General features: G+C 37.9%; 20 protein-coding genes. 12 read left to right on the forward strand and 8 right to left on the reverse strand.

Annotated elements, in window-relative coordinates; all coding sequences use genetic code 11:
• Positions 1 to 73: 73 nt before the first annotated feature.
• Together CRO00_RS12140 and CRO00_RS12145 are read right to left on the reverse strand one after the other, a co-directional pair.
• On the reverse strand, positions 74 to 460 hold the full coding sequence (locus CRO00_RS12140; protein ID WP_097073947.1) for a DUF4879 domain-containing protein: 387 nt from the start codon (positions 458 to 460) through the stop codon (positions 74 to 76).
• Positions 461 to 477: 17 nt separating this feature from the next.
• On the reverse strand, positions 478 to 1,158 hold the full coding sequence (locus tag CRO00_RS12145; RefSeq protein WP_097073948.1) for a phosphoribosylaminoimidazolesuccinocarboxamide synthase: 681 nt from the start codon (positions 1,156 to 1,158) through the stop codon (positions 478 to 480).
• A 149-nt stretch (positions 1,159 to 1,307) separates the two neighbouring features.
• Here CRO00_RS12145 and CRO00_RS12150 point away from each other — a divergent pair, with 149 nt between their 5' ends.
• Positions 1,308 to 2,450, forward strand: coding sequence for a PstS family phosphate ABC transporter substrate-binding protein (locus CRO00_RS12150; RefSeq protein WP_237658407.1), 1,143 nt, complete (start codon positions 1,308 to 1,310; stop codon positions 2,448 to 2,450).
• Positions 2,451 to 2,616: 166 nt separating this feature from the next.
• Here CRO00_RS12150 and CRO00_RS12155 read toward each other — a convergent pair whose 3' ends face one another.
• Positions 2,617 to 2,817: a cold-shock protein gene (locus tag CRO00_RS12155; RefSeq protein ID WP_097073950.1), complete on the reverse strand. Its 201-nt coding sequence runs from the start codon at positions 2,815 to 2,817 to the stop codon at positions 2,617 to 2,619.
• A gap of 188 nt (positions 2,818 to 3,005) precedes the next feature.
• On the opposite strand from CRO00_RS12155, the gene CRO00_RS12160 reads away from it, so the two are divergent.
• Complete coding sequence (locus CRO00_RS12160) at positions 3,006 to 4,679, forward strand: formate--tetrahydrofolate ligase (protein WP_097073951.1); 1,674 nt, start codon at positions 3,006 to 3,008, stop codon at positions 4,677 to 4,679.
• Between the two features lie 43 nt (positions 4,680 to 4,722).
• On the opposite strand, the gene CRO00_RS12165 is transcribed toward CRO00_RS12160, so the two are convergent.
• Positions 4,723 to 6,426 (reverse strand): methyl-accepting chemotaxis protein, encoded by a 1,704-nt coding sequence (locus CRO00_RS12165; RefSeq protein ID WP_161946676.1) that lies wholly within the window; start codon positions 6,424 to 6,426, stop codon positions 4,723 to 4,725.
• Between the two features lie 85 nt (positions 6,427 to 6,511).
• On the opposite strand from CRO00_RS12165, the gene rbsK reads away from it, so the two are divergent.
• Complete coding sequence (rbsK, locus tag CRO00_RS12170) at positions 6,512 to 7,387, forward strand: ribokinase (protein WP_097073953.1); 876 nt, start codon at positions 6,512 to 6,514, stop codon at positions 7,385 to 7,387.
• A gap of 30 nt (positions 7,388 to 7,417) precedes the next feature.
• On the opposite strand, the gene CRO00_RS12175 is transcribed toward rbsK, so the two are convergent.
• The gene (locus CRO00_RS12175; protein ID WP_337189417.1) at positions 7,418 to 7,861 is read right to left on the reverse strand and encodes a DoxX family protein; all 444 of its coding nucleotides are present in this window, start codon (positions 7,859 to 7,861) and stop codon (positions 7,418 to 7,420) included.
• A 118-nt stretch (positions 7,862 to 7,979) separates the two neighbouring features.
• On the opposite strand from CRO00_RS12175, the gene CRO00_RS12180 reads away from it, so the two are divergent.
• The 4 genes from CRO00_RS12180 (at position 7,980) to CRO00_RS12190 (ending at position 12,034) form a co-directional block, all read left to right on the forward strand.
• Positions 7,980 to 8,600 carry an HD domain-containing protein gene (locus CRO00_RS12180; protein ID WP_237658409.1) on the forward strand — a complete coding sequence of 207 codons (621 nt, stop codon included), beginning with the start codon at positions 7,980 to 7,982 and terminating at the stop codon, positions 8,598 to 8,600.
• Between the two features lie 63 nt (positions 8,601 to 8,663).
• Positions 8,664 to 8,804 carry a hypothetical protein gene (locus CRO00_RS20175; RefSeq protein ID WP_161946677.1) on the forward strand — a complete coding sequence of 47 codons (141 nt, stop codon included), beginning with the start codon at positions 8,664 to 8,666 and terminating at the stop codon, positions 8,802 to 8,804.
• 215 nt (positions 8,805 to 9,019) lie between these two features.
• Entirely contained in the window at positions 9,020 to 10,906 is a 1,887-nt protein-coding gene (locus CRO00_RS12185) for an ABC-F family ATP-binding cassette domain-containing protein (protein ID WP_097073955.1), read from the forward strand.
• Between the two features lie 12 nt (positions 10,907 to 10,918).
• On the forward strand, positions 10,919 to 12,034 hold the full coding sequence (locus CRO00_RS12190) for a conserved virulence factor C family protein (RefSeq protein WP_097073956.1): 1,116 nt from the start codon (positions 10,919 to 10,921) through the stop codon (positions 12,032 to 12,034).
• Between the two features lie 104 nt (positions 12,035 to 12,138).
• On the opposite strand, the gene CRO00_RS12195 is transcribed toward CRO00_RS12190, so the two are convergent.
• Both CRO00_RS12195 and CRO00_RS12200 read right to left on the reverse strand, forming a co-directional pair.
• Complete coding sequence (locus CRO00_RS12195) at positions 12,139 to 13,020, reverse strand: DMT family transporter (protein WP_097073957.1); 882 nt, start codon at positions 13,018 to 13,020, stop codon at positions 12,139 to 12,141.
• 202 nt (positions 13,021 to 13,222) lie between these two features.
• Complete coding sequence (locus tag CRO00_RS12200) at positions 13,223 to 13,624, reverse strand: glucosamine 6-phosphate synthetase (protein WP_097073958.1); 402 nt, start codon at positions 13,622 to 13,624, stop codon at positions 13,223 to 13,225.
• A 197-nt stretch (positions 13,625 to 13,821) separates the two neighbouring features.
• Between CRO00_RS12200 and CRO00_RS12205 the strand changes: the two genes are divergently transcribed.
• From CRO00_RS12205 to CRO00_RS12215, 3 genes are all read left to right on the forward strand, one after another.
• Entirely contained in the window at positions 13,822 to 15,888 is a 2,067-nt protein-coding gene (locus tag CRO00_RS12205; RefSeq protein WP_161946678.1) for a DNA topoisomerase, read from the forward strand.
• Positions 15,889 to 15,964: 76 nt separating this feature from the next.
• Positions 15,965 to 16,210: a hypothetical protein gene (locus CRO00_RS12210; RefSeq protein WP_141396966.1), complete on the forward strand. Its 246-nt coding sequence runs from the start codon at positions 15,965 to 15,967 to the stop codon at positions 16,208 to 16,210.
• A gap of 61 nt (positions 16,211 to 16,271) precedes the next feature.
• Positions 16,272 to 17,522, forward strand: coding sequence for a copper resistance CopC/CopD family protein (locus CRO00_RS12215; protein ID WP_097073961.1), 1,251 nt, complete (start codon positions 16,272 to 16,274; stop codon positions 17,520 to 17,522).
• Between the two features lie 2 nt (positions 17,523 to 17,524).
• Here the strand turns inward: CRO00_RS12215 and CRO00_RS12220 are convergent, their stop codons facing one another.
• Positions 17,525 to 17,932 (reverse strand): hypothetical protein, encoded by a 408-nt coding sequence (locus CRO00_RS12220; RefSeq protein WP_097073962.1) that lies wholly within the window; start codon positions 17,930 to 17,932, stop codon positions 17,525 to 17,527.
• Positions 17,933 to 18,006: 74 nt separating this feature from the next.
• Here CRO00_RS12220 and CRO00_RS12225 point away from each other — a divergent pair, with 74 nt between their 5' ends.
• Complete coding sequence (locus tag CRO00_RS12225; RefSeq protein ID WP_097073963.1) at positions 18,007 to 18,708, forward strand: hypothetical protein; 702 nt, start codon at positions 18,007 to 18,009, stop codon at positions 18,706 to 18,708.
• A gap of 120 nt (positions 18,709 to 18,828) precedes the next feature.
• Positions 18,829 to 19,116 (forward strand): hypothetical protein, encoded by a 288-nt coding sequence (locus CRO00_RS12230; RefSeq protein WP_097073964.1) that lies wholly within the window; start codon positions 18,829 to 18,831, stop codon positions 19,114 to 19,116.
• Positions 19,117 to 19,140 lie beyond the last annotated feature (24 nt).

Raw genomic sequence — 19,140 nt, forward strand, 5'->3', positions numbered from 1 at the left:
GTATCTAAAAAAAGTATGTCAAGGTTCTTATTGAAATCGAGAAGAACCAAATAGCATCAACTATTGAACCTAATTATTTATGTGCGAAGTTTGAGTTAATAAAAATAGAATCAGTCATTGTATTACTTGGAAAAGTCGTAGAAGTATTTTGGTAATTAAATGTACCTTCTTCATTACCACTAGCATTCCACCAAACATACCATCCATCAACAATGGAGTCTCCATTTAAATCTATATACTGAGTCATATGTTGTTTTAAATTAACACCATTAAATTTAGCATATCTAATATGACCATATCCGTATTCCTCTGTTACTATATAGAGTTCATCCCCTCCATGATCATAAACTGAAGATAACTGATTTGGACTAAAAAACTCATAATCATTCGGATATTGCGAAGAAATTGCTGCAAAAACTTCTAAATAACTTAAAGGTGGAGCTGAAGCTGTAATGCAAATAAGGGGAGCATTTTAGTTTATAAAAACATCTTCTCTAATTCTAAAGGCTCGATATATTCTCCGTCTTTGTATGCGCGCATGTTGCCGCCAGAGATTTCATCGATGAGGACGATTTGTTTTTCCTCACCCACTCTTCCAAACTCGAATTTGATGTCATAGAGTTCAATGCCTTTTTTCGCAAGTTCTTCTTTCACGACATTTCCGATTTGTTGTGTTAATGATTTTAATTCTTGGTATTCATCTTTTGATATGATGCCCAGCATATGTAACGCGTCTTCGCTAATTGGTGGGTCTTGGCGATCGTCATCTTTTAATGTTACTTCCACGAATGCATCAAGTGGTTGCCCTTCCTCTGCATATAACCCATATCGACGTAAAAAGCTACCTACTGCGCGATAACGGCAAATGACTTCAAGGCCTTGACCAAACACTTCTGCAGGCTTTACTGTCATTGTGGCTTCTTCGATATTGGCATCCACATAATGCGTAGGAATGCCTTTTTCTTTTAAAATTTCAAAGAAAAATTTTGTTAAGCGTAATCCAGCGCGGCCAGCACCTTCTAATGTTAAGCCAACTGTGTTCGCACCTGGGTCAAATACTCCATCCACACCTGTTACATCATCTTTAAATTGTAATAAATAATTGCCATCTTCTAGTGCATAAACATTTTTCGTTTTTCCTGTGTACTTTAGCTCCATATTCATTCTCCTAACATATTTTTTCCAACATTTATTATAGTATAAAGATAGAAAGTAATGTCGAAAAATTCAAACTAACTAGAAAACTATTCAAAATATAGGAATCTAGTGAATTTAGTCGTATGATTATTGAAAGGAGGTTTTCCAACTTGAATTTTTTTAGTTCATTAATGGTTTTTGTTTGTTTTGCTTTTATATTAGCGCCAGCTTTATTCGTGCTTTTATTATCCGGTCAGATGCATTTTATTCCGCTAATCTTGGTAGTTGCCGCGATTGTTTATTTATTTATTGTTTTCGTTATTTATAAATTTTTCAAAACGAAAAAGCGAAAAAGGGTTTTTGGATTGTTGAGTGGTGTGGCTATTGTCATTGCCTCCATTTCGCCTATTAAACATATGTATTTAAATTCAATTCCTACTGTGGATGCGGAAGTGGAAATATTTCAATATCGACCGTTTTCGGAAGAATCGAAAGTTGTTGTTTTAGAGGAAGAAGCGACGTTAAAACTTTCTGAAAACTTGCCAAAAATGGATGGGGCAACTGCGTTATATCCGCTATATTCGGCAATTGTGCAAGCAACCTATCCCAAAAAGGATTACTACCCATACGATAGTGAAGTGATGGTGACTAAAACGCCAGAAGCTTATAGTAATTTAATCAAGGGCGAGGTGGACATGATTTTTGCAGCAGCTCCATCTGTTTCTCAACAAAACTATGCGAAACAATTAGGGAAAGAATTAAAATTAACCCCAATTGGAAGAGAAGCGTTTGTCTTTTTTGTGAACCAGAAAAATAAAGTGGATGGATTGACAGTGGATCAAATTAAGGGGATTTATTCTGGTGAGATTACAAATTGGAAGGAAGTTGGAGGGGACAGTGATAAAATTCGTGCGTTCCAACGACCAGAAGAAAGTGGCTCTCAAACGGCTTTACAAAATTTGATGGGGGAAACAAAGATCAAAGAAGCTCCTAAAGAAGATATTGCAACGGGTATGGGGGGCATTATTAGTGAAGTAGCCCAGTATAAAAATTTTAGAAATGCCATTGGTTATACGTTTAGATATTACTCGAATGAAATGGTGAAAAATGATCAAATTAAATTGTTGGAAATTGATGGTGTAGCACCGACTAAAAAAAATATCCGGAACGATTCGTATCCACTTTCTTCGGAGTTTTATATTGTAACAGCAGGCTCAACAAACCCGAATGTAGAAAAATTAATTGATTGGGTGTTGTCTGCTCAAGGTCAGGAGTTAGTGGAGAAGGTTGGATATGTACCACTTGAGGATTAAGCCCTAAAATTTTTAGGGTTTTTTTAATTCGCACATAAATGTTCCGAAACCGCACATAAATTCGAAAAAACCGCACATAAACCTCCGAAAACCGCACATAAATCCCCAAAAACCGCACATAAACTCAAATAAAAAAACCAGCCTGACATCGACTGGTACCCTTACCTTATAGTTTTATGACGTTTAAAGCTTGGGGACCCCGATTTCCTTCGATGATGTCAAATGACACATCTTGTCCCTCTTCCAATGTACGAAAGCCTTCTTCCTTAATGCCAGTGAAGTGAACGAAAACGTCCTCACCATTTGAGCATTCAATAAAGCCGTAACCCTTTTCATTATTGAACCACTTTACTTTACCTTGGTGCATAGAGTCGTTCTCCCCCTTAGAAAATAGTAATGGCATCATTAAGAAAATTATGATTATTACGAATAAAATATACATGATTATTGGGTAGGTGTCAACATTTCGACATTTTTCGAAATAATATGAAAGGTCTTCACGTTAAATGGTAAGCTAAGGACAGATAGATCATAATGAAAGTAGGTTAGTACATCATGACCGTGTCAAAACCATTATCAGACTTACAAATTGCAACATCTGCGAAAATGAAGCCAATTACAGAAATTGCAGAGGCAGCCCAAATTCCGCTTGATGCAATCGAACCTTATGGAAAATATAAAGCAAAAATTAATACAAAACTTATACAAGGGACTCCACATGGAAAAGTGGTATTAGTTACGGCAACAAGCCCAACGCCAGCAGGAGAAGGGAAGTCCACAGTAACAGTAGGCTTAGCTGATGGGTTAAAACAGCTGAATCAAAACGTGATGGTTGCTTTACGTGAGCCGTCTTTAGGTCCAGTAATGGGAATTAAAGGTGGTGCAACGGGTGGTGGATATGCGCAAGTTGTACCTATGGAAGATATTAATTTGCATTTCACTGGCGACCTACATGCGATTACGACAGCAAACAATGCTTTAGCTGCCTTCATTGATAACCATATCCATCAAGGAAATGTACTTCAAATTGACCCAAGACGAATTATTTGGAAGCGTGCACTAGATTTAAATGACCGCGCGTTACGGAAAGTAGTTGTTGGACTTGGGGGACCTGTTCAAGGTGTTCCCCGTGAAGATGGCTTTGATATTACAGTGGCATCTGAAATTATGGCGGTTTTCTGCTTAGCGACGAGCCTCGAAAATTTAAAAGAGCGTCTTGGAAATATTGTGATCGGTTATACGTATACGAAAGAGCCGGTGTTTGTGCGTGATTTGGGTGTGGAAGGTGCTTTAACGTTATTGTTAAAAGATGCATTCCAACCAAATCTTGTACAAACGTTAGAAGGAACGCCTGCAATTATTCATGGTGGGCCTTTTGCGAACATTGCGCATGGTTGTAACTCCATCGTTGCGACTCAAACAGCTCGAAAATTAGCGGACATCGTGATTACAGAAGCAGGCTTTGGGGCGGATCTTGGGGCAGAAAAGTTTATGAATATTAAAGCGCGCCAAGGCGAATTTGCACCAAGCGCAGTTGTCGTGGTTACAACGATTCGTGCGTTAAAAATGCATGGCGGGGTAGCGAAAACAGAATTATCGCTAGAAAATGTAGAAGCAGTTCATGTAGGCTTGCCAAATTTAGAAAAACATGTGGACACAGTTCGCGCATTTGGAGTTGAACCAATTGTATCCTTGAATCGCTTTATTACTGATACTGAACAAGAATTAAACGTTGTATTAGATTGGGCGAAAGAAAACCACATACGTATTGCAAGAACAAATGTCTGGGAAGAGGGAGGAAAGGGAGGTTTAGAATTAGCACGAGAAGTTCTGGATGCATTAGACCAACCGAATCATTTCTCACCTATTTATGAGATATCTGATTCGATTGATGCAAAAATTACGGCCATTGTACAAAAAGTGTATGGTGGGGTTGGCGTTCAATTTACAGAAGAAGCGAAAAAACAAATGGTCCAAATCGAAAAGTTTGGTTGGGATGTACTACCCGTGTGTATGGCCAAAACTCAGTACTCGCTATCGGATCAGCCGAATTTGTTAGGACGTCCAGCAGGGTTTACGATTACTGTTCGAGAAATTATTCCGAAATTAGGTGCGGGATTCCTTGTATGTCTAACAGGAGATATTATGACGATGCCGGGGCTTCCTAAAACGCCTGCTGCACTTCGCATGGATGTAAATGAAAACGGGGAAGCAGTAGGACTATTTTAATAAAACAAAAATCTGACCAACATTGAATTTGGCCAGATTTTTTTTATAGCTTGAATTGATTCACTAAACGATTCAGTTGCGTAGCATTTGACGCAAGCTCTTCTGCATTCATGGAAATTTGCTCCATTGAAGTTGCCACTTCTTCAACCGTTGCAGCGGTTTCTTCAGCACTAGCAGCCGATTGTTCTGAAACAGCAGCGATCGTTTCAATCGAAGACTCAATATTGTCCGCATAAGAAGCAAGGTTTTTTAAGTTACTTGCCACATTTCCGATATTTTCAACCATTTCCGTCACGGCATATGAAATGTTTTCGAATGTTTCTCTCGATGTTTTCGTTTGTTCTGTTCCTTTTGCTACTTCCTGATAGCCTTCAATTAAGGAAGACGTTACGTTATTTGTTTCATTTTGGATGGAGTATACAATTGTTGAAATGTTCGATACGGAATGCGTTACTTCCTCCGCTAATTTTCGTACTTCATCGGCAACAACTGCAAATCCTTTTCCTTGTTCTCCAGCTCGAGCCGCTTCAATTGCCGCATTTAATGCTAATAAATTTGTTTGATCGGCAATTTCTGTAATGACTTTTACTAGCTGTGTAATTTCTTTTGTTTGTTCGTTTAAATTTTCTACTTTGCTCACCGCAGATTTTACGATGGCATCAATCGTTACCATTTGTTTTGATGTATTGTCCATTAAGTTTCGACCATGCTCCGTCATTTGCTTTACTTCTACAGAATGTTTTTGCACTTGCTGACTATTATTGTTGGCATCTTCCACATTTTGCGTAAAAGTCGTAATAACGTTTTTCAGTTCCATTGTGCTTGATGCTTGTTCTTCAGTACCTTCTGCAATTTGTTCAACGGTAACTACGGTTTGAGTTGTACCACCTGTCACTTCAATGGCAGATTGCTTTAGTTCGTCACTTCGATATGTCACATTGTTTGAAACGGTTTGAATGTCATTGATGACGTTTCGTAATTGTTCTGTCATTTTGTTAGCAGCAATGGTGAGTCGACCAATTTCATCTTTTGTCTCTATTTCTAAAGGTTCCAAACTCAAATCTCCAGCTGCAATAGAATCCATACGTTCCATTAATTTCGAAATCGGCTTAGCGATTACTGCTGACACGAGAAATGTTAAGTAGATACAAGTTAACGTAATCAACGTTGCGAGAATATTAATAATTAAATTTGATGATTTCGCTTCGTCCACAATGCCTTGTCCAAGGGAATTCATATTATTTTGCGTTTCAACTGTAAAATCCTTGATAGCTTTACTAATCGTTTCAACGTCAGAATCAACTGCTGTTAAATTTTTAATGGCTAATTCAGGGCTACCGTTATCGTATACTTCGAAAACTTCTTTTTTTACGGTAGTGCTCCAAGCTAATGCATCAGTTAAAGTAGCTTCAATTGTATTGTAGTTTTCGGCGCCTTTTATGATTTCAATATTATCCATGGATTGGACTTCATATTGGTTAAACAATTCTTTATATGTATGATCTCCTGTTAACACAAACCCTCTTGCAGCTGCTAATCCACCATTAATGGATTCAACAAGGGCATTTTCCGCATTTAAAATGGGTAATTGTTCTAACATAATTTTTTCAGTATTTTCTGTTTGGGATTCATTTGTAATATAGTTATATGTACCGGACACCCAATTGACGATAATCACAATTAAAAAACTGACGATAATTTTAGCTCGAATCGATTTCATACTTTTCATAATATTATAGAATAACATGATAACACCGCCTTCCATTTAGTTTCATTATATCACGATAAGATTTGGAAATAACAAAAAAATTTGAGTTAAGAAAGGGGCCATTATGATTACAGTAATTGGTAGTATCAATATGGATATTGTGGTAAGGACAGATGTATTCCCAAAGCAAGGTGAAACGGTTTTAGGGAATGTATTTACAACGATCCCTGGTGGAAAAGGCGCGAATCAAGCAGTTGCAGCAGCAAGACTTGGGAGCCAAGTACAAATGATAGGTGCTGTGGGGGAAGATCCTTTTGGGGAAGAATTGGTGAACAATTTAAAAAGTGAGAAGGTGAATGTAGATTCTATTGTACGGTCTGAAAATTTTACTGGTATAGCAAATATATTACTGTACGATAATGATAACCGTATCATCGTTGTTCCAGGGGCAAACTTTGATGTAACGAAGGCAGTGATTGATTCTAAGTTAGAACTTATTAAAAATAGTTCACTTCTCATGATACAGCTAGAAATCCCAGTTGCAACGATTGAATATGTATTAGATATTTGTCACCAGTTGAACATTCCCGTGCTGCTTAACCCGGCACCTGCTGCAAACTTTAAGAACGAATGGATGGATAAAATTACTTACTTAACGCCAAATGAAACAGAATGCGAGCTGTTGTTTGGGGAGAATTATAAATCCATTTTAAGTCATTATCCTAATAAAGTGATTGTGACGTTAGGTGGGGATGGGGCAGCTTTTCATGATGGAAGCCAGTTAAAACGTGTTCCGGGGTTTAAAACGACACCAGTGGATACAACCGGGGCAGGGGATACGTTTAATGGTGCGTTTGCTCATGCGGTCATGTCGGGCTATTCCATTGAAAGGGCAGTGGCATTCGCAAATGTTGCAGCGTCCCTTTCTGTTGAAAAATTCGGAGCACAAGGTGGCATGCCTTCTATTGATGCAGTTTTGGCACGGATAGAAAAAAAGTAGGGAGAACATTGGCCCGTTCCCCCTACCTATTTAATAGCTTCGTTTAAATTCGATTCGAGCTTTCTTTTTCGGTTCGCTCGTAAATAGCTTGTCCAATGCAAGAAGTCGACTACCTGCTACTAACAAGTATGACGCCATTGCAATTAATGCCACATTGAACTCATAGCCGTTTAAAAAACCAGCTTCTAATTTCACTTTCACAATGGCGCCCACCATAACCGCGATAAGTAACGCAGACACAAAGCGCACAGAGAAGCCAATAATTAAAAAGAACCCGCCAATGAGTTCAATCCCACCCACTCCATATGCAGCATATTGGGCATAAGGAATTCCGTACTCTGCAAATCTCGTAACGGTTTCATTAATGCCTTCTTGAAATTTCGTTAATCCATGAACAAAAAAGATAACCCCCAACACGACTCGAATTAGTAAAGCCCCAAATTCATATTTAGCCAGACAACTTACTCCTCTCACAACTTTCTTTTCTATTATCTTATTTCAGCTAGTCCAAATATAATACTAACTAGAGGAAGAAGATTTCGTGAAATTTAGAGGGAGAAAGTGTAAAGTAATGTGTTAGGAGTTGATGATATTGAAAAATTTGATAAAAGAAGTTAAAGCAATTTATGATACGTTTGATGCAAGCCATGATTTTCAACATATTGAGCGGGTGCTTCAAAATGCGGAAAGTATTTTAGTGGCTGAGCCCGATGCGGATAAGGAAATCGTTCGAATCGCCGTATTGTTGCATGATGTGAGTGATAAAAAATATACGGATAGTAAAGAAGCAGAAGAACGCCTGTTGCAATCATTGGATTTATCGGAGGAAAAAATACAGCATATACGAGAGATTATTGCGAGTGTGTCTTTTAATGGGGGCAATGAACTTCCGGCAAAATCGTTGGAGGCAAAAATTGTGCGGGATGCCGATCGACTTGATGCAATTGGCGCAGTTGGAATTGCCCGCACCTTTGCATATGGTGGAGCAAAAGGACGGAAATTATATGATGATGAAGAAGAGGCGCGAATGGCGATGACCGAGGAAGAATATCGCTCGAAAAATACATCGTCTGTAACTCATTTTTACGAGAAATTATTACTTTTGAAAGATTTAATGACAACGGAAAAAGGGAAGCAAATGGCAGAAGAACGCCATCGATTTATGGTAACTTTCTTAGAGCAGTTGAAGAATGAAAGAGAAGGGAAAGCGTGATGTGGGCTTTCTCTTTTTTGTTGGGTGAGAGCAAAAAGGAGTTCTGAACTGAATGGACAATACATGGTGACGAGTGAGCAAAACGGGCATTCGAATGGGCAAAACGAGGTTCCGAATGAGCAAAACGCAGTGCTAAGTGAGCATCTGAATATCAAGTGCACAAAACGTGGGCCATGTGCACAAAAGGAAATGGACGAAACGTGAAGCTATGTGGACGAAAGGAATTTCTATGTGGACGAAACACATTTCTATGTGGACGAAACGCCACGCTGAACGGTCAAAAGCAACCGCTATGTGGACGAAACGCCATGTTGAAAGAGCAAAAAGCATCGGATTCATTTCAGTTTAATGCTTTCTCTCCTATAATTCGATATAATTAAATAAAAGTAGAATTTTCTAAGTGAAAGAGATGGAATAGTATGAGTCATTTAATCGTATCAAATTTAACCAAAACAGTTGGCGACAAAACGCTATTTAAAGATATTGAATTTACCATTTATGAAGGGGAGCGTGCGGGATTAATCGGGATTAACGGTACCGGAAAATCTACGCTGTTATCGATTTTAGCTGGTAGTCAGGATGCAGATACCATTACCCTTGACCGCCCGAATAAGTATCACATTGCGTATTTACCACAAGAGCCGCAATTCCAAGAAGGTGAGACCGTATTACAAGCCGTGTTCTCCGGTGATTCGCCCATTTTACAATTAAACCGAAAATATGAAGATACCGTTACAAAACTTGCTCAAAATCCACAATCGGAAAACTTGCAAAACGAATTGTTCCGCTTGCAACAGCAAATGGACAACGACAAAGCGTGGGATGTCAATGCATTGGCAAAACAAGCATTAACGAAACTTGGCATTGATATGTACGACCAAATTGTCACGAATTTATCAGGTGGCCAGCAAAAACGCGTAGCTTTAGCAAAAGTGCTCATTGAACCGGCTGACCTGTATCTACTCGACGAACCGACTAACCATTTAGATGTGCAATCAACAGAGTGGCTTCAGGAAATGGTGTTGCGTTTAAAAGGCGCCGTTATTTTCATTACCCATGATCGTTACTTTTTAGATGAATTGTCAACGCATATTTATGAACTGGCGGACCAAACATTGTATCGTCACACAGGAAACTATGCAGACTATTTAGAATCTCGCGCAATCCGTGAAGAAATGCATGCGGCTACACAGGCAAAACTGCAAAACCGCTATCGTTCCGAGTTGAAGTGGATTCGTCGTGGAGCAAAAGCCCGGACAACAAAGCAAAAAGCGAGAATTGATCGTTTTGAAGAGCTAGATTCAAAAATTGAACGCGGCTCAAATGATGCAAATTTAGAAATGAACCTTGCAACAACTCGACTTGGGAAAAAAGTGATTGAAGGTGAACATTTAGCCAAAGCTTTTGGTGAACGTACGATTGTTAGTGATTTCAACTTTTTACTTCAACAAGGCGACCGCATCGGCATTATTGGTGCAAACGGCTACGGGAAATCAACGTTACTGAATATGCTTGCTGGGGAACTTGAGCCTGATGCTGGGGAAGTGATCGTTGGGTCAACCGTAAAACGAGCGCATTTTAAACAAGTGTTGCCACCAATGAATGAAAATGAACGTATGATTGAATATATTCGTGAAGCATCAAATGACATAACAGATGCAGAAGGGGTACGTTATTCTGCAGCGCAAATGCTAGAGCGTTTCTTATTCCCGTTACATACCCATGGAACACCGATTGGAAAGCTTTCTGGCGGGGAGCGTAAACGACTTCATTTATTGCGCCTTTTAATGGAGCAGCCGAATGTCTTATTGTTGGACGAGCCGACAAACGATTTAGATATCGAAACTTTAGGGGTGTTGGAAGACTTTATTGAACATTTCCCAGGTGTAGTCATTACCATTTCCCATGATCGTTTCTTCCTAGATCGTATTGCGAAAAAGCTATGGATTTTAGACGGCAAAGGCAATGTGGTAGAAAGTTTAGATATTTATAGTGACTATTTAGTGAAACAATCTGCCCTTCAAAAAGAAGAAGCAAAAGAAGTGAAAGTGGAAAAACCAAAACCACAGAAACCAAAAAATGATAAGAAAAAGCTTTCCTTTAAAGAGCAAAAAGAATGGGAAACGATTTCGGATACTATTGCACAAGTGGAAGAAGAAATTACCACTACTGAAGAAGAAATCGCAACAGCAGGTAGTGATTATACAAAACTTCAAAAGTTAACTGAAAAGCTAGATCAGTTAAATTCAGAATATGAACGATTAATTGAAAGATGGTCTTACTTAGACGAAATTGTGAATGGATAAGGAGAGAATAGTATGAAAATCGTAACAATCGAACCAACACCAAGTCCGAATTCCATGAAGGTGGTAGTCGACGAAGAACTAGCCTTTGGTAAAAGTTTTAACTATACAAAAGAGAATCTATCCGAAGCACCAGAGCAAATTCAAGCGATCTTAGCAATTGACGGTGTGAAAGGGGTTTATCGTGTTGCTGACTTTTTAGCCATTGAACGAAATGCGAAATTCAATTGGGAAACGATTTTATCGAGTGTTCGAGTGGCACTAGGGGAAGACGCAACTGAAACTTCGCATGAGGAGCAAGTTGTCGACCATTATGGTGAAGTGTTTGTCCATGTTCAAATGTTTCGAGGAATCCCACTCCAAATAAAAGTGTTTGATTCTTCTTCAGAACATCGCATTTCAACGGGCGATCGTTTTGCCGAAGCGTTTAAATCGGTTCAAATTAGTAAATTCGACGACAACTATTTACTTGAACGTAAATGGGTTGACTTTGGTGTGCGTTATGGCGATAAAGAAGAAATTGCGCAAAATGTTTTGAGTGAGATACAAGCAACATATCCGGAAAATCGAGTGGCTGAAATTATTGAAGCGGCAAATACGAAAAATACAGTAACAGTTGACCGCGAAAAAGTGACTTTAGAGCAATTTGAAGCAGCTGTAGATTGGCAAAAACGATATCAATTGCTCGACCAAATGCCAGACCCAGAAGTTGAGGATCTGCCATTATTAGAAAAAGCGCTAGAAGATGAGCAAATGTCCATTCGCCGTTTAGCTACGGTTTACTTAGGTATGATTGAGGATGTGGCGGTAGTTCCGCACTTAAGCCGCGCATTGAAAGATAAAAGTGCCGCAGTAAGAAGAACAGCTGGCGATTGCATGAGTGATTTAGGCTTAGTGGAATTTGAACCAGCCATGATTGAAGCATTAAAGGACAAAAATAAACTTGTACGTTGGCGCGCGGCGATGTATTTATATGAAACTGGAACAGAAAACAGTTTACCAGCTTTACATGATGCCGAAAACGACCCGGAATTCGAAGTAAAACTCCAAGTCAAAATGGCCATTGCCCGCATTGAACAAGGAGAAGAAGCAAAAGGCTCCGTCTGGAAACAAATGACCGAACGACAATAGGTACCCGGTACACACACGATTCTGACAATTTACAGCGGAATCATTGTTCACTTTGATGATTGTCTTTGATAATATAAAAGCAAGATAATTAAAACCCAAGCAAATCAAACTTTGCTTGGGTTTACTTGTTTCCTCGGTTTCATAATGGTCATTACAATCCCACCAAACACGAGTAAAATTCCTAAAGATTGGAACATGGTAGGTCTAAAATCTAAAATGATCGTATCTAGCAAAATTGCTACAACCGGATCGACAAACGTTAATACGGAAATTACAATTGTCGGTAAGTTTCGGATACTATCAAAGAATAAATAATAAACAAAACCCGTATGAATAATGCCAGTGCCAATAATGAAAAGCCAATTCGTTGTAGTTAACCCTTCAAATACAGCAAAATCACAAAACGGCAACAACATCACGATACCGACCATTGTTTGCAAAAATGTTGTGGCATAAGGTGATAAACTATGTAACGTCTTACTCGTAAACATGGTCAACGCGTAACAAACCGCTGAAAGTAATGCCCACACAAAACCGGAATCGATAAATTGATCTATTGATTGAAAGTTTTCGATCCCCACAATAAAAATACTACCCATAAAACAGATTGCAATCGCCAGTACGCCTCGAATTGTGAGACGTTCCTTTAAAAATAGAGTCCCTAAAATAAGAACAAAAATAGGTGCTAAATTATAAATCGAGATACTTATCGAAATCGCCATCTCTTCAAAAGCTTTAAATAAAAACACCCAGTTTAATACGAGGAAAACTCCGCAAAGTAACGTTTGGTAAACTTCCTTTTTATTCCACGCTTCAGATTTGTGGCCACCTGTAAAGTACCACATCGCTCCTAAAAAGAGTGTGGCACAAATGCATCGAACAAATACTAGTTCAAGGGCGGGGATACCTGTATTGATGGTGAAAAATCCAATCGAGCCGAAAATGGCCATGGAGACCGTTAGTTTAATCATCGCTGAAACGTTCATTCTTGTACCTACCTTTTTCCTTACTTCTCTTAATATACCAAAATAATAGAAAATTTTTTGAATTTATGTGCGGTTTTCCCGAATTTATGTGCGGTTTTCGGAGGTTTATGTGCGGTTTCCGTGAGTTTATGTGCGCTTTTCCCAAACTTATGTGCGCTTTCAACAAAAAAAGGCGACTCAACTACTTGAGCCACCTAAAACCTTATTTGGAAACCACCATATTCAAAAACTGATCCCGATCTTCTTCAGATTGTTGAACACCGTCTAACAATAATGCCCCAACTTTATAGCCTTTTTGCTCATCTTCCACGACAAATTGTAAGTTCACATCGTTTACATTGCCATCAACCGGGCATGCACCTTTAAACTCTACAACATTATGATTTTTCTGCGTTTTGAAGAACACCCATTTTCCTTCTTCGCAATAGTTTGAAAATGCGGCATCTAACGTTTGCTCGCCTGTGTCGTTTACAGAAGTTTCTTTTATATACGTTATGTATTCATTGTCTGTAATTTCCTTTTGTGGGCCGTAAAAATACCAAAAAAGAGCAATGATTATGATCGGAACAATCCATAAAAAAGTTCTTTTTGAAACATTCTGCATGATTCTTTCCCCCTAAACCTTTGTAAAAATATTATATCAATCATAATACTATTTTTCTATAAAATGTTGAATATTACTGCAACAATACAAGTATCTCATTTATCATCAGAAAAATAGCAATATTAAAAAAGTGTTTGCTATTTTTACAAACGTTGCAATTCTCTATATACTTGATGATGAAAAGGGGGGTTATTCATTTGAAAAAAGCATTATTAATCGCCGAAAAACCATCTCTCATGCGTGATATCCAGAAAGTATACAAAACGATGAAATTGCCCTATGAAATTGATTTTGCCTCGTTTGTCGGGCATGTGGTGGAGTTGAAAGAACCACATGAATACAAATCGGAATGGAAAAAGTGGGATTTATCTTTACTTCCAATGATGCCGCAACGTTATGAATTCCGGGTGAAAAAGACGTCTTATAAAGTTTACAAAGAACTTGAGCAAATCGTTAAAACCAACCGTTATGACTTTATTATCAATGCGTGTGATGCTGGGATGGAAGGGGAAAATATTTTTTATTCTTTCTATAAACGGGTGGGGTGCAAACTTCCTGTAAAACGATTTTGGACTTCGCAAACAACCGACCCAGCAATTCGCCAAGCCCTAACCCATTTAATAGACGAGCATGATCCATTAATTCGAAATTTACGAAATGCGGCCATGTATCGGGCAGTATTTGATTGGTTGATTGGGTTGAATTTAACAAGGGCGGCGACGATAAAAGGTGGGCGAATTATTAAAATTGGACGAGTGATGACACCAACTTTAGCGATTGTCGTAAAAAGGGAATTAGAAATCCAAAATTTTATACCTCAAAACTATTTTCAAATAGAAATTGATTTAGGTGCATTCAAAGCGCTCTGGTTTGATCCGAAAACAAATGAAAATAAAATCACGACTAAAAAACATGCCGAAGAAATACAATCAACGCTAGCAAATACGGCAACCGTAATAGATTTAAAAACTGAAAGAAAAACGATGTATGCGCCGTCGCTCCATTCCTTGCTTGAACTACAAAAAGAAGCGAATAAATTTTACGGGTTCACTTCATCCGAAACGTTAAAAATAGCGCAAAGTTTATATGAAAAAAAGCTCATTACTTATCCTAGAACAGAGTCAAAACATTTACCGACCAATCTCGCAAACTCAATAGAAGGCCACATACAGGCTCTTTCAAGTTTGCCAGATTATAAAGAACTAGCTACGAATTTATTAAGTCAAAAACAACAAATCAATTCGATTAAACGTTCCAAAAAATATGTAGATGATAAAAAGTTAACAGATCACCACGCGATTACAGTGACAGATGTACCAATTGGCAGAAAAAAACTGTCAGCAAATGAACTGAAAATCTATCATTTAATTGCAAAACGGCTTTTAGCAATTTTTATGCCACCTTACGTTATTGATAAAACAGCCGCAATCTTCCAATCGAACGAGCAATTCTTTAAAGCCAATGGAAATATTGTCATTGATAAAGGCTATACCGTTCTTTATGATTATTTTAAAAAGAAACAAGAGCAGCCACTGCCATCATTAGGAGTAAACCAAACTTTGCCAATCGTTCAATCAAGCATATTATCGAAAATGACCGAACCACCTGCACGATATACCGATAGTACGCTGTTAGATGCAATGTTTCATGCCGGGCGTTTTGTAGAAAATCCGGAACTGCAAAAAATATTAAAAGATGCTGAAGGAATTGGCACCTCGGCAACACGGGCAGAAATTATCGAAAAGCTTATTTCCGTTGGGATGATTTCCCGGGAAGGAAAGAGTTTTGTTGCGACACAGTTTGGGATTGATGTCATCATGAGTGTGAAGCAACATGATATTGTTTCACCAGTGCTGACGGCCGTTTGGAGTAAAAAGTTAAAAGATATTGTGGATGGTAATTTAACTTCTGGTCAGTTTTATCAAGAAATGTTGCAATATGTGCAAGAAACAACAGCGCGTTTTATTCAATTAGACATGAACGTTGCGGAAAAACAAGTCGTGACAGTAGGGAAATGTATCGAATGTGGACAGCCTGTTGTGGAAGGGTTTAAAGGGTATGCCTGTACGAACAAAGGGTGCAAATTCTTTATTAGTAAAACAATTATGAAGGGGAAAATTACTGCAAATGATGCTAGAAAACTAATTTTGGGTAAAGAAACGAGGGAAATCCGATTCACTTGGAAAAGCGGGAAAAAGGGGAAAGCTAAGTTAAAATTAGTTGGAGGAAAAATAGAGTTTGTGTTTTCAAATAACTCTAGTTAAGGGTTTTTTGCCTTTCTATGTGACAAGTCGTGGCATATTACTAGACTATCAACATAGAAAGGAGGAGACTTTGCAGATGGAGTTTATTCGAAATGATTGTGACCTTAACGTGAATTTAGCTGGTTTAACTGACAATCTGAATTTTAAGTTGCTCAAATTCCGTAAAATTCCTGTGAAAATGACGGCGACTAATGGATTTCAGTTGAAGGGATTTACACACCATGTGGGAATCGATTTTGTAGACATTAAAAAAGAAAACGGGACGATTGTGAGAATCCTGAAAGATAAAATTGCTCATATCAAATGGATGAAAGATTGCTGACCTAGGAAAAGTTTGAAGCGTTGAATACGATAGAGAATAGTAAATAAGAAAGGGTTTTGTCATGAAAATTCTAAAAATTACTATGTCTATTTTATTCGCAACGCTTTTTTTTATTTGTAGCCACACCATTGTACATGGACACTCCTACGTTATTGAGGAATCGCCAACACCAAATAGTATGTTAGAATCATCACCACCAGAAATTACGCTTACCTTTAATAGTAAAGTGAACAAAGATTTTTCTTTAACCCTCTCCAATGAACAACAAGAAGTGAAGTTTAATTCAAAAAAGATTAGCAGCGACCAAAAACAAATTTCCATCCAACTTCCTCCATTAGACGCAGGGGTATATACTGTCAAATATTATGTCATTTCCTCAAACGATGGCCATCCAATTCAAGGCTCTTATCAGTTTCGAATAAACACGCCACCAGCTCCGGAAAATGAGGTTAATCCGGCACCAACCCAAAATGATTTTGCACCAGAAGTAAAACCAACTCCTCCAGAAAAAAATGCCTCTGAAATCGTGATTTATATTATGAAAGCCATCTACTATCTCGGACTCGTCACGTTAATCGGATGGATCATTTGGAATCGTTTCATTAAACATGACCATGTGAAGAGTAAATATTTGCAAATAGGCACCATTCTTCAAATGCTTCATTTCGTTGGATTTCTTTCGGTCATTTTAGTTCAGCAAAATATTTTCACATTAAATGGGCTATCGGTTGGATTCAATTCTCCTTTTGCTACAACCTTCAATTTTCTAACATATATCGCGTTGTTTATGTCACTTTTCGGATTTATCTTTCTATTCAGGAGAGTTTGGTTTGATATTGCATGGATAGTTGTCATCGTTTTAACGAAAAGCTTAACCGGCCATGCTTTTGAGTTTGAGCCAACCTATCTGTTAGTTATTTCAGATTCTATTCACTTAATCGCTGCTTCACTGTGGGCTTCAGGACTTGTCATCTTCGTCGTGTTTTGGAGAAAACAAAAATTATTCGCAAAACATTTCTTGCCACTCTTCTCTAAAGTAGCATTTTATAGTATCTGTATTTTAGCTGGTACAGGTATTTTTATTACCGTTATGTATATCCCAATTTCGAATTTGTTCCTAACAACTTGGGGACTATTATTATTCACTAAAACTATTTTAGTAGTATTTGTCATCCTTACAGCTACGATTATTCGTTCCAAAATGAAGAAAAATAAAGCGGATTTAGCAAGATGGGTAACAATCGATTTTCTGTTCATGGTGTTCATACTCATTATCGTCTCCATCTTCACGTACGTAAATCCGCTGCCATAACTTCACGACCGAACCGAAAAGCATAGTAAACTAAAGGACGCATAAACCAAAATCGTACAAAACGTAATAAGGGGTAAATCTGCAATCACGCCAATCATTGGTCCCATAATCCCGGCCATTAACCCACTCGAAACCCCGGATAATAGCGTTTGATAATCTACAAGCGCACCAAAAACAGCTCCAATAATTAACGCAATCACCGTAGTAACAATTGTGATAACTGTATAATGTGCCGGAAACGCATAGCCAAGTAATGTACCAACCGCAATCCCCATCACACCACTACTCGTCATCGCAATATTCATGCCAAGATGGTAACTAATCAAATATTTCACCTTATATAAAAATGAATAGGATACCGTACAAACTAAAAAATAGCTGATTAAGATGACGATCATTAATAGATTCATATTTTCAACACCTCGTTACAGTGTATGTTTTACCTTGTATGACGGGTTACATTTTCAAAAAGGAAGGATGCAAAATGACTAATTATTATGAAAATCAATACCCGGAACTGAAAAAAGCAGACGGGTATACGTCACCACCGAGCGCTTTACCTTTACATGAGTTGAAAATGCTGCAGGAATATATTCATAGTGTGAATTTGCAAAATCTCGGTAACAAGTTGCCGAATTCTAAGCAGCAAATGATTTTATTAAAGTTTTTTAAATCGAAAAAAAACCAATTAGTTGAAGTGTATTCAAGACATGGGGAAGAGGTGCTTCATACAGTTGGGAAGGTTGCTGTAATAGGTCGGAATTTTGTCATGTTACGAACGCTTTTTACACGTTACTGGATCCCGTACACAGCTATTCATTCGGCAAAAACTCCATTTGGCCTTCCTGATGTTCCGGGGACGCATCAACATGTCGTAATCGATGAAGAACTAAGAAGGAAACTACTAACCAATTTTGGCGATACCGTTGCGGGAAAAGAAACGTTAAGACAGCAATTTTTTGAAGAATTATTAGAAACAAATCTTAAAAGCTGGAAAGGAACGAAAATATCCATACTAGCTGGCAAAACCTATCATGGTAGAATTCGGGATATTCAATCAGGAAAAATTCTTTTAAAAGATGGAAAAATCCCGATTTCCAAAATACAATACATGAAACAAACGAGATTTGTATCGTTTATTGAACGCCTATTCTCGAGATGGTGGAAGAAAAAAAGTTCTATTTAATGGAGTACTCCAACTTAGGAGGACTCTATTTTTTCTATAGAGTTAGTGTGTTTGGCTTATATGCCTTTAATAAATTCCCATAAAATAGGGTGATTACTTTACGTGGAGGTGTTTAAAACAATGAACGGACCAATTTTAGATGAAAATAAACTTTTTGAAGAAATGCTTGGTAAGACAATTCTACTTGTAACGAATAGTAAACAGTTAAGCATTCTGGGCCAAACATTTCGACCTATTTTCACAGGAAAAGTTGCGGAATGTACAAATGGTTTTATCACTTTATACCCGGTGATTATTAAAATGCATAATGCTCCATTTTATAAGTTTCCGACACCATTAAGTTTTCCCCTTGAACAGATTTCATTATTTACAGAATTTGACCCAGACCGAAAAATCCCACTTATTTAATAGATGTAAAAAATATATAAAGAA

This window comes from Ureibacillus xyleni (genome assembly GCF_900217795.1).
GTDB lineage: Bacteria > Bacillota > Bacilli > Bacillales_A > Planococcaceae > Ureibacillus > Ureibacillus xyleni.